The following is a 10,489-nucleotide window of genomic DNA, read 5'->3' as shown; positions in this document are numbered from 1 at the left end:
ATTGGTTCTTATGGCCAATAACCTCCTCAAATATGGGAAGAGGAGTACCTAAAAAGAAAAGGAGAGACTCATTTCAACGAATGAATCTCTCCTTTTTATACTTTACGGGACTTTTTGTCCCAAGCTCCATCTGAATTTATTTATTGAAAAGGATCGGCTAGCTGGAAACCATTACCTGTTTGGTAAAATTGTCCACCAGCCACATAGTGAACTGGGCGATCTTTGGGATCCACCTGGTCCAAGTGCCAACGTCCATCGCGGAACACTGAATCATCAGCCCAGGCCGCCACAATCCGGCCTAGGAAAAGGTCATAGACCTCTTGATTACGTTCCTCAGGGATAATTTCACAGACCACCCAGGCCAGGCAGTCTTGCAGCAAGGGATAACCCTGCTTACTTGGGTCAAAAAAGGACAGTTTTGCTAGCTTATCCTCATGGACATGGCGGCTTTTAGCCAGCTCCACAATCAAATCTGATTGGGAGGCACGAGGGACTTGGAGAACAAAGTAGCCACTGTTCTCCATCACCTTCCGTGTATAATTAGCTGAGTCCATGACCAGGCTGAGAATATCTGTGGCCACGGTGCCTACCCAACCAGCTGGCATAATATTTTTATCGTCTTCAGTCGCACTGGATACAAAAGTCACAGAGGATAAGGCTAAAATACGATGGGCTTTTTCTAAGGGAACTTCCCGAATCATTTCTTCTCCAATCTAAAAGAGGCTGGGACAGGGTCCTTAGCCTCCGATTCTAATGACTAGCTTCTTCAAGGGAAGAATACCAGAATTTTATTTTGCGTTCTTAACAGCAGCTGTTACGAAATCACGGTAGAGTCCATCTGGACGGTTTGGACGGCTTGAAAGTTCTGGGTGGTATTGGCAAGCCACAAAGAATTTCTTGTCTGGCAATTCAACGATTTCAGCCAGACGGTTGTCTGGTGACACACCTGAGAAGACAAAGCCAGCATCTTCAAATTCTTGACGATAGGCATTGTTAAACTCATAGCGGTGACGGTGACGACGTTGCACTACTTCTTGGTTATCGTAGGCAGCTGCAGCTCGACTACCAGGCTTCAACTTAGCTGGGTAGAGTCCAAGACGGAGGGTTCCTCCCATATCTTCAACGTCAACCTGGTCACGCATCAAATCGATAACTGGATTTTTGGTTTCTGGATTCAATTCTGAAGAGTTGGCATCAGCCTTGTTCAAGACGTGACGTGCGTATTCCACACAGGTCAACTGCATGCCCAAGCAGACACCAAGCATTGGCACGTCATGCTCCCGAGCATAGCGAATGGCTTGAATTTTCCCTTCGGTACCACGCTGACCAAATCCACCAGGAACAATAATACCGTCTGCTCCGGATAGTAGCTTTTGAACATTGTCTGCGGTCACATCGTTGGCATTGATCCAGTCGATTTTGATTTCGGCATCATTGGTATAACCGGCATGTTTAAGAGCCTCAACGACAGAGATATAGGCATCTTGAAGTTCAACATATTTCCCAACAAGGGCAATTTTTACTTGTTTCTTCAAGTTCATGACCTTATCCACCATGGTTGACCATTCTGTCATGTCAGCGGCAGGTGCATCAATCTTCAAGTGATCGCAGACGATTTGATCCATCTTTTGCGCTTGGAGATTGAGAGGAATCTGATAGAGGTGCTCTACGTCCAAGGATTCAATAACTGCTTCTGGTTGAACATCACAGAACTGAGCGAGTTTGTTCTTAATTCCTTGACTAACTGGCTCTTCGGTCCGGATCACCAACATATTGGGTTGGATTCCCAAGCCCCGCAATTCTTTTACCGAATGCTGGGTTGGCTTGGTTTTCATTTCCCCTGCTGCTTTCAAATAAGGAAGAAGGGTCGTGTGGATGTACATCACATTGTCTGAACCAACGTCAGCCTTCATTTGACGAAGGGCCTCAAGGAAAGGTAAGCTTTCGATATCTCCGACTGTACCACCGACTTCTGTGATAATGACATCAGAATCCGTTGTTAGGGCAGCACCCTTGATTTTCTCCTTCAAGGCATCCGTAATGTGAGGGATAACCTGAACAGTTGCACCTAGGTATTCTCCACGACGTTCTTTCCGAAGAACTTCACTATAGATTTTACCGGTTGTAACATTAGAATATTTATTCAAGTTGATATCGATGAAACGCTCATAGTGTCCCAAGTCCAAGTCAGTCTCTGCTCCATCATCAGTAACAAAAACTTCTCCATGTTGATAGGGACTCATGGTTCCTGGATCGATATTGATATAAGGGTCAAATTTTTGGATGGTTACTTTAAGACCACGGTTCTTCAAAAGACGACCCAAGCTAGCAGCTACAATCCCTTTTCCGATTGAGCTCACTACACCACCGGTTACAAAAATGTACTTTGTTGTCATGATTACTCCTTCAATTAAAATAGGGAGGGAGACGGATCAAGCTTGGTCAGTCTGCCACTCCCCTCGCAGGGGATTGCTTGACCTGCCAAGATTGAAAGGGCTCAGAGGCCACTCCTTGACTCATTTACAGGCGTTTGCAATCTACCACTGCATTAAAATGACTGTGCCAACAGAAATAAGAGCGGTTGGACTTTTATCTTTGAAAAGATAGCAGAGAGAAACAGAGGATTAGTCCTCGACGTCATCATCCTCATCATCTGTCTCATCAACTTCGACGTCATCTCCTAGTTCTTCAGGAGCAATTTCGTTGATTTCAGCATCGTAGGCTTCTGCTTCGTTTTTCTCATCATCTGGATTCTCATCGTAGTTCATAGAATCCTCGTCGTCAGCGTAGTTGTCCTCATCTTCTGGGTCATCATCGCTGTAATCAATTGTATCACTATCACTAGCGATAAAGGCATTCACACGTTTCTTCTTACGTTTCTTAGGTGCCTCTTCGTCTTCATTTTCTTCCAAGGCAATAATTTCTTCATCAACCTCATCCACAGCATACCATGAACGAAGACCCCACTTGTTTTCACCGAGGGAGATGAAACTTCCATCGACGTTAAGTTCTGTGTAAAAAAGAGGAAGAGCTTCGCGAATCTCGCTATTACTTTTCTCCAAATACTCTTGAATTTCATTGACTAGGTCACTAAAGTACATCTCGTGATCTCGCCCACGACCTTCTAGGATGGCACGCGCCACTTCGATCATGGAAAGTTCACTTTTTTCCTGTCCAGCAAATACTTCTAATTCCAAAGTCGTTCTCCTTTTTTGTCATTCTCTTTATTGTACGCTATTTTTGAGGATTCGTCAAAAAAGAAAAGAGGGACTTCCGTCCCACCCTCTCTTTACCTTAGAAGGCTAAGGTTTATTTCACTGCTGCAGTTGAAGTAATCAATTCAACAGCTTTCTTAACAGTGATGTCGTGTTTCAACATATCTGTTGAAAGGAGGCTGCGTACTTGCTCAACTTCCATGTTGTAAGCTGCTGCCAAGTCTTCGATTTCTTTGTTGATTTCTTCATCGCTTGCTTCGAAGCCTTCTGCTTTAGCAATAGCTTCGATAACCAGGTTAGTCTTAGTACGGCTTTCTGCTTCTGCTTCGTATTGCTTGTGCAAGTCGTCTTGAGTTGTACCTGTGATTTGGAAGTACATTTCTGGAGAGATTCCTTGACGTTGCATGTTGCCTAGGAATTCGTTGATAGAACGATGTACTTCTTCGTGAACCATTTCAGCTGGAAGGTCAACGATTTCAGCATTTTCAACAGCTTTTTCAATAGCTGCTGCTTCAACAGCTTCTTGGTAAGCTTCAGCTTTCATTTCAGCCATTTCTTTGCTGTATTTTTCTTTCAATTCAGCAAGTGTTTCAACTTCTTCGTCAATGTCTTTTGCAAGTTCGTCATCAAGGGCAGGAACTTCCTTGCTCTTAACTTCATGAACTGTTGTTTCAAATTTAGCAACTTTACCTGCCAAGTCAGTTGCGTGGTAATCTTCTGGGAAGGTTACTTCAACAGTCACTTGGTCACCTGATTTAGCACCAACCAATTGGTCTTCAAAGCCAGGGATGAAAGAACCGCTACCAAGTTCAAGGGCATAGTTTTCACCTTTACCGCCGTCGAATTCAACACCATCTACAGAACCAACAAAGTCGATTACAACTGTGTCACCTTCAACAGCAGCCTCTTCTTTGATAACCAATTCTGCCAAGTTGTTACGTTCGCGTTCGATGCGTGCATCCACTTCTTCCTCAGAAACTTCTTTATCTGCATCTACAGATACTTCTAGGTTTTTGTAGTCACCCAATTTTACTTCAGGTTTTGTAACAACAGCTGCAGAAATTGTCCAATCTTGACCTTTCTCCATTGAAACAATATCAAATTCAGGTTGTGCAACAACCTCAACTCCTGCTTCCTTAACCGCTGCTTCATAAGCTGCTGGTAGAAGGGCATTCAAGGTATCTTGGTAAAGAGCTTCTTCACCAAAACGTTGGTTGAAAACGGCACGTGGAAGATGACCTTTACGGAAACCTGGGACATTCAAAGAACCTTTAACACGGTTAAAAGTGCGGTCCAATTCAGGTTTAATCACATCTTGAGCAATTGTGAAAGTTAGCAATCCATGGTTTGTTTCTTTATTTTCAAATTTCACAGACATGTAGTCTACTCCTTAAAATCTTTAATCTGTATCATTTTATCACAAGTTATCAGCAACTTCAATGATTTTGGAGCGCTTCCTAAAATTTCCGAAGCGGATCGGAGGCATAGGCTGCCCGAGCTCCTCCGATCAGCTTAGGACGGCTGGCTAGTGCGGTTACGTGTGCAGCTCCCAAGTCGCGAGCCGCGAGCCGAATCGGAACTTGAACATGTTTGACATGCATCCCAATCGCGGTATCACCAATATCCATACCCAGATCCGCCTGGATATACTCCACCAGAACAGGGTCGTCCAATAACTGCATAGCCGCTACTTGGCCACTACCTCCGGCATGGGGGGTTGGAATCACATGGACAATTTCCCAGCCTCGGGCCAGGGCCAGGCTCCGCTCGACCACTAAGGCCCGATTGACGTGTTCACAACCTTGCACAGCCAAATAAACGCCTTGGTCCTTTAGAAAAGCGTAGAGGGCTGAAACCAGGGCTTGACCAACTTCCAAGTTGGAATCACGGCCAATGAAACCACCAACAACCTCACTGGTCGATAGACCTAAGACAAAAACCGAACCGGCAGCTGTCTGTGTCCGATCCAGCAGTTCACGCGCCAAATCAACAACTTCTACTTTGAGCGTTTCTAAATCAGCCATCCTTCCTCCTTAACAATCCAACCAAGACTTGAGCTAAAAGAAAACCCAAGAAACTCTGTAAAAAGTTCGGAATCACTTCTGGCAAGGCTGCTGCCGGCCCATACATCAAGCTTGAAGCACCTGCATAAACAGCCACCATAAAGAGACTGGACAGCAAGCCTGAAAGCCAGCGTGATGGAACAATACCTTGGGCCAAACGCCCTTGGCCTCCATGGGCGACAAGGCTAAATAAACTCCATTGTGGATAGCCCAGCAAAAGGTCTAAGAGAAAGCCTCCCAAGCCACCAACAAGAGCTCCTTGGCGACCGCCGAAATAGAAGGCAGCGGCATACACACCGACATCTAACAAGGACAAAAAGCCTGTCGCAGTTGGAACCTTGATATAACCTAGAACGACTGTCAGAGCTACAAAAACAGCCGTTTGGCTCCAGTATTTCAGATTATTTGACTGCATATGGACTAACCCCCCATTCATCGGCAGCCTCAATGGCTGCTGTTACAAATTGCTTGGCTGCTTGACTCGCTTGGTTCAAGTCCAGCCCCTGCCCTAGATAAGTGGCTAGACTTGAAGCTAGAACACAACCACTCCCATTAACACTGCCTTGGGCTTGCGGAGCTTTGAGATAAGAACCCTGCCCATCGCTCCAGACATAGTCCAGAGCCACCGGCCCCGGAATCCGCGAACCAGCTTTGAGATAAACCGCTGTCCCAAATTTTTGAGCCAATTCCCGCGCCCCTGCTTCCAGGTCAGCCTGATCAAGCAGTTCTCGCCCTAGTAGCAACTCCGCTTCTGGCAGATTGGGCGTCATGACCTGGCTAAAACCGGCGATTTTTTCAAAAGCACTAGTCCACTGGCCCAGCGCTTGATCCTGCTTTTCTTTTAAAACCAAAACAGGATCTAAGACAAGGGGCGTCTGAGCCCTTGGCTGCAACCACTGATAGACAAGCTCTAGGTGCTCCAAACTTGGCAAAAGGCCGATCTTGATGGCCGCAAAATCAACGGCGTCAAGGCTGGCCAATTGCTGCTCCAATTGCAGTGGGGGGATGGCCTGCACTTGAAATTCATCAGCAACCAGGGCGGTCACGCAAGTCACCGCCGCAAAACCCTTGGCTCCTAATTGCGTAATAGTCGCCAAATCGGCCTGCAGGCCACCGCCTGCAAAAATATCACTGCCGGCTATGGTTAAGATCTTGGTCATAGATAATCTCCTTGAGGTAGAGGCCCTGAGGGGCTGCAGTCGGACCCGCCAGCTGGCGATCCTTTTGTTCCAGAATCAGGGGAATCTGTGCCACCGGCATCCGGCCATTGCCAATCTTCAACAGAGTGCCAACCATATTGCGAATTTGCTTATAGAGAAAGCCATTCCCCGAAAAACTGAAGCGCAACAGATGGTGCGTCTCATCCACATCCAACTGCACATCCGTAATGGTCCGAACCTTGTTTTCAACCGCTGTCCCCGATGCTGTAAAACCTGTAAAATCATGGGTCCCTTTCAGAAACTGCAAGGCTTCCCGCATTTTTTCAATATCTAAAGGATAAGGAAAAGGCGTCGCTTGATTGCGCAGCAGGGGATTTTTCGGCCGACCATAGTCTACCAAGAATTCATAGGTTTTGTGATGCGGCCAGTAACGAGCATGAAAATCGTCTGGCACCAACTCCACCGACCGCACGGCAATGTCCTCTGCACTCTGCGTATCCAGGGCAAAACGTAGTTTTTCCACATCCCGTCGCCCCGGTAAATCAAAATGCACAACCTGACCCAAGGCATGAACTCCACTATCCGTCCGTCCTGCCCCGTGCACCAGCACAGGCTGACCACTGGCCAAACGGGTCAACGTCTTTTCCAACTCTTCCTGAACCGTCCGGGCCTCCGGCTGTCGTTGAAAACCAGCAAAATCCTTCCCGTCATAAGCAATCACAGCCTTGTATCTGAATTTTTCCATGTCCCTATTTTAACAGGAAACCAGTCGCAGAACAAGACAGAGAGCACGAGGCCGGCCCATTCCAAAACAAGAAAAGGATCCAGCCTGTATCAACAGAACCAGATCCTTTCCGTAACTGTACCCTCACCTTTTTCTAACCGGAGCTGTAACCTCGCACTCCAATTTTTGGGCTCGGGTGGGAGTGGGACAGAACTATAGTCATTTAGTCTTTAAACAGTATGATATTGCGTCAGTTAAATTCTCTGTTTTTCTAAGTAATTCTGTCACAGCTTTTTTCAGAATAGCCCAACTGTTTTCAATAGGATTCAACTCTGGAGAATAAGGTGGTAAAGGAAGAAAGAAGTGTCCATCACAAATAGAAAGTTCATCTAGTATCTTCTTGGGGTGAAAACTTGCATTGTCCATAACGATAACATGAGGAACCTCCAACGAGGGTAAAAGTTGAGTCTTAAACCATTCGACAAAGAAAGCACTGGTCATGCTCTCTTGATAAATCATCGGGGCTATAAACTTATGGTTAACTTGCCCTGATACAATCGATGTTCGTTCGAATCGACGACCACTAACTTTATCATAGACCTTCTCTCCTCTTGGCGCGCGAGCATTTTTACGGCAGAGATAAGTATCAATACCTGTTTCGTCAACGTAGACAATCGGGAGGTCTTTCAAAACTGCCAATGATTCAAGATACTTATGAACTTTCTCAGGATCTTGTTCTTTATAGCTAGTTGTCTTTTTTTAAAGTGAAGTTCACCTGTTTTAAGGCAGCCCAAACAGAGGGAATGCTGCAAGAAAAATGTTCTGCAATTTCCCTTAAAAAGGCATCTGGATTTTGCTCAACGAAAGTCTTTAGTTGATCCAAGGGGATTTTTCTAGATTTAGCCACACGTTTTTTCCGTTCTAAATGACCTTGTTCTCGTTGTTGCTTTTCCCAGGTATATAAAGTATTTGTGCTAATATTAAATAGTTTCGCAGTTTCTTGACGTGTATGCCCCTCTTTTACATAAGCGAGGACACGTTTTCTAAAATCGGTTCCGTATGCCATAGAACCAGTATATCACATACGTTTTATGAACTAAACAACTATACTTGAGAGCGAAAGGTCAACGACATCAATTCCGAATGGCTCGTCACAAAAACAATAATCGCTTGCGAATCTTGTTGGCGAATCTGCTTCGCCAATTCTAATCCCCCTAACGGATTCCCCTTGATTTCCATAGCTAATAAAAAAAGCTGGTGAGATCCCCTTTCCTCAACAGCCTCTAGCAATCTCTCTGCCCTTGAAAAAATCTCTAGTTGAGCCAGAGGTAAGTTGTTCTGAACAGACAATCTCTGAAGAAGAGTTTCCATTCGTCCCTGCTGTCTATAATCATCTTCTAAGATAAAAATCTTCATACAGCCCACCTCCACAACTATGAGATACTTTACCTAATATTATCATAATTTAAATGCAAGAACAAATTTTCTAAGCTAAAAAGCTCTAGATTGATACAACCTAGAACTTTTTTAGCGAACCTAGAAGGTAAACAGTTATGCGCTCTGCCATCTCATATCAGGAATCTTCTAAGATCTCGTAGTCCCTGAAAAAACGTTTCCTCGACAACACACGATGATTGGTCACATCGAGGTAGTCTCCAGGATAGCCCAAGACATACATACCGTATCCTGCAAAACCACCACCAGCTGAACCTGTAGCCCCTATTTTGACATTGGTCAGTAGCGACGGCATCAAACCTGCCATTAAAATTCTGACATGGTTATCCAGCCAAACAATATAATTTTTCCGCAAGGCTTCTTGAACCCAGCTTGGTTGCGGTGTCTGCTTCCCAATTTCCCAGACATCAACCACCTGATTTTTATAAAGAGCTTTCATCTACACCTCCTAAAAATCGACTCAAATCACTTTTAAAATCCAAGCAAAATCATTATAAATTCTTAGACAGACAGCTTATAGCCATTTTTTACCGCAATATATTGACACATAAATGCCGTAGTCACTAGATTCAAATAATACATCACCTGATTTTGTAAGATGGCTAGAGACAGAAGCGAAATGGATACAATCACTAATTTTTTCAAACTAGCTCGATAATGCGATTCCTCAATCGGAATATTTGAAGTGAATTTTTGCGTCAGGTAATGAATCAGCATCAAAAAAACAATTTGTAGAAAAAATAAAATAAACACTAATCTTACATTATTGAAAAAAGCATAATTTAAAAAACTGCTCGTCATCACACCTATAAACAATATAAGAGATCTCATCTAACCATCCTCCTATCACTGCTCTTTTTTAGATTCCTTCCTCATAACTGGTCTCGGCTCCACTTGGACCCCCAGGCTTCTCCCTATCTAAGCCTAGGAAGTTTTTCGACCAATTTTGGGACCAAGTGAAAAAATAGAGCCTATTGTGTAGACCATGAGCAGTACATTTAGATAAAAAAATCGAAGTTCGATGGACATAGTGTCCATTTGGACAATTAAGAGGAAGACAATTATAATCGGAATCAAAATGGTCTGCTTTGTATAAATATACAGGTTATGGAAGACATGTCTCCAAGAATAAACAGCATTTGACATTCCACTGACAGCAAGCATCGCTAACAATTGATAAAAAAAATTTAACAAGGCCAGAAGACCAATCTTCGTAAGTGAAAAGCCAACTGAAATTCCCAGTAAATATAGTGAAAGCATAGAAATTGCTTCAATGATAAAAAATCGTATACTATTTTTCATAGTCCCTCCTTTAGATTCACCTCACGAACACACTAAGACCATGCGAATAAGATACATCCGTAAACTCACCAACAGGGATAGAGCTAGTCTCTAGACTTGATGGTTTCATAAAAGATCAATCATTTTTATTTCGAAATTGAACAATTAAAAAATAGCATAACAACTTTACATTTACACAGACATAGACAATCAAGTAGAAGAAAATTATAAAAAGAGACATCCCTCCAAGAATCTTAGCTAGATCTTCATGTATTGAAATCAAAAAATTGGAAATACTGACTCCAAGAAGGGCTAGCGGAGCAACAACATCCCCCGTTTCCAGAACCTTAGATAGATGATAAGATAGGGTTTTAAAGTTTTTTGGAAACAACTTAAAACGAAACAGTCTCACTCAAACCACCTCACTTCAAAAGATTCGACTCCAACTTTTAAATATAGTATATACTAATACTCATTCAAATTCAAAATCTGAAAAAATCCATTCTCTATGGACAATAGATTTAAGGTCAGACCAATGCAAACTTTGAATCACTTCTTGTAGTTTATCAATCACGTCCTCAAGTGTTTTAA

At 43.7% G+C, this 10,489-nt stretch carries 14 protein-coding genes; all 14 read right to left on the bottom strand.

Annotated features, from left to right (window positions below; translation table 11 throughout):
- Nucleotides 1-140: 140 nt before the first annotated feature.
- Entirely contained in the window at nt 141-701 is a 561-nt protein-coding gene (locus HZY94_RS01055; RefSeq protein ID WP_179924642.1) for a flavin reductase family protein, read from the bottom strand.
- An 87-nt stretch (nt 702-788) separates the two neighbouring features.
- Nucleotides 789-2,396 carry a CTP synthase gene (locus tag HZY94_RS01050; RefSeq protein ID WP_179924640.1) on the bottom strand — a complete coding sequence of 536 codons (1,608 nt, stop codon included), beginning with the start codon at nt 2,394-2,396 and terminating at the stop codon, nt 789-791.
- Nucleotides 2,397-2,624: 228 nt separating this feature from the next.
- Nucleotides 2,625-3,197 (bottom strand): DNA-directed RNA polymerase subunit delta, encoded by a 573-nt coding sequence (gene rpoE / locus HZY94_RS01045; protein ID WP_179924638.1) that lies wholly within the window; start codon nt 3,195-3,197, stop codon nt 2,625-2,627.
- A gap of 112 nt (nt 3,198-3,309) precedes the next feature.
- Nucleotides 3,310-4,593 carry a trigger factor gene (gene tig / locus HZY94_RS01040; RefSeq protein ID WP_179924636.1) on the bottom strand — a complete coding sequence of 428 codons (1,284 nt, stop codon included), beginning with the start codon at nt 4,591-4,593 and terminating at the stop codon, nt 3,310-3,312.
- 79 nt (nt 4,594-4,672) lie between these two features.
- Entirely contained in the window at nt 4,673-5,239 is a 567-nt protein-coding gene (locus tag HZY94_RS01035) for a TIGR01440 family protein (protein ID WP_179924634.1), read from the bottom strand.
- Entirely contained in the window at nt 5,232-5,693 is a 462-nt protein-coding gene (locus HZY94_RS01030) for an ECF transporter S component (RefSeq protein ID WP_179924632.1), read from the bottom strand. Before HZY94_RS01030 ends, HZY94_RS01035 begins: the two co-directional genes overlap by 8 nt.
- Complete coding sequence (locus tag HZY94_RS01025; RefSeq protein ID WP_179924630.1) at nt 5,680-6,438, bottom strand: bifunctional hydroxymethylpyrimidine kinase/phosphomethylpyrimidine kinase; 759 nt, start codon at nt 6,436-6,438, stop codon at nt 5,680-5,682. Before HZY94_RS01025 ends, HZY94_RS01030 begins: the two co-directional genes overlap by 14 nt.
- Nucleotides 6,407-7,183: a tRNA pseudouridine(38-40) synthase TruA gene (truA, locus tag HZY94_RS01020; RefSeq protein WP_179924628.1), complete on the bottom strand. Its 777-nt coding sequence runs from the start codon at nt 7,181-7,183 to the stop codon at nt 6,407-6,409. Before truA ends, HZY94_RS01025 begins: the two co-directional genes overlap by 32 nt.
- A 198-nt stretch (nt 7,184-7,381) precedes the next feature.
- On the bottom strand, nt 7,382-7,861 hold the full coding sequence (locus HZY94_RS10655) for a transposase (protein ID WP_179924626.1): 480 nt from the start codon (nt 7,859-7,861) through the stop codon (nt 7,382-7,384).
- 46 nt (nt 7,862-7,907) lie between these two features.
- The gene (locus HZY94_RS10650; protein ID WP_179924624.1) at nt 7,908-8,228 is read right to left on the bottom strand and encodes an IS630 transposase-related protein; all 321 of its coding nucleotides are present in this window, start codon (nt 8,226-8,228) and stop codon (nt 7,908-7,910) included.
- Between the two features lie 38 nt (nt 8,229-8,266).
- Entirely contained in the window at nt 8,267-8,578 is a 312-nt protein-coding gene (locus HZY94_RS01005; protein ID WP_179924622.1) for a hypothetical protein, read from the bottom strand.
- Between the two features lie 157 nt (nt 8,579-8,735).
- Nucleotides 8,736-9,056 (bottom strand): role in replication, encoded by a 321-nt coding sequence (locus tag HZY94_RS01000; RefSeq protein WP_179924620.1) that lies wholly within the window; start codon nt 9,054-9,056, stop codon nt 8,736-8,738.
- A gap of 62 nt (nt 9,057-9,118) precedes the next feature.
- Nucleotides 9,119-9,334, bottom strand: coding sequence for a hypothetical protein (locus HZY94_RS00995; protein ID WP_179924618.1), 216 nt, complete (start codon nt 9,332-9,334; stop codon nt 9,119-9,121).
- Nucleotides 9,335-9,541: 207 nt separating this feature from the next.
- Entirely contained in the window at nt 9,542-9,919 is a 378-nt protein-coding gene (locus tag HZY94_RS00990) for a hypothetical protein (protein WP_179924617.1), read from the bottom strand.
- Nucleotides 9,920-10,489 lie beyond the last annotated feature (570 nt).

Origin of the sequence: Streptococcus danieliae, assembly GCF_013415245.1 — a bacterium.
Taxonomy (GTDB): domain Bacteria; phylum Bacillota; class Bacilli; order Lactobacillales; family Streptococcaceae; genus Streptococcus; species Streptococcus danieliae_A.
Note: the sequence above shows the minus strand (reverse complement) of the source record. Positions and strands in the feature narration are given on the sequence as shown.

Coding starts and splice junctions, on each gene's coding strand:
- HZY94_RS01000 (WP_179924620.1), bottom strand. CDS start 9,056: ATGAAAGCTCTTTATAAAAATCAGGTGGTTGATGTCTGGGAAATTGGG.
- HZY94_RS01025 (WP_179924630.1), bottom strand. CDS start 6,438: ATGACCAAGATCTTAACCATAGCCGGCAGTGATATTTTTGCAGGCGGT.
- truA (WP_179924628.1), bottom strand. CDS start 7,183: ATGGAAAAATTCAGATACAAGGCTGTGATTGCTTATGACGGGAAGGAT.
- HZY94_RS01055 (WP_179924642.1), bottom strand. CDS start 701: ATGATTCGGGAAGTTCCCTTAGAAAAAGCCCATCGTATTTTAGCCTTA.
- HZY94_RS01050 (WP_179924640.1), bottom strand. CDS start 2,396: ATGACAACAAAGTACATTTTTGTAACCGGTGGTGTAGTGAGCTCAATC.
- HZY94_RS01005 (WP_179924622.1), bottom strand. CDS start 8,578: ATGAAGATTTTTATCTTAGAAGATGATTATAGACAGCAGGGACGAATG.
- HZY94_RS01035 (WP_179924634.1), bottom strand. CDS start 5,239: ATGGCTGATTTAGAAACGCTCAAAGTAGAAGTTGTTGATTTGGCGCGT.
- HZY94_RS10650 (WP_179924624.1), bottom strand. CDS start 8,228: ATGGCATACGGAACCGATTTTAGAAAACGTGTCCTCGCTTATGTAAAA.
- tig (WP_179924636.1), bottom strand. CDS start 4,593: ATGTCTGTGAAATTTGAAAATAAAGAAACAAACCATGGATTGCTAACT.
- HZY94_RS01030 (WP_179924632.1), bottom strand. CDS start 5,693: ATGCAGTCAAATAATCTGAAATACTGGAGCCAAACGGCTGTTTTTGTA.
- HZY94_RS00990 (WP_179924617.1), bottom strand. CDS start 9,919: ATGAAAAATAGTATACGATTTTTTATCATTGAAGCAATTTCTATGCTT.
- HZY94_RS00995 (WP_179924618.1), bottom strand. CDS start 9,334: ATGCTGATTCATTACCTGACGCAAAAATTCACTTCAAATATTCCGATT.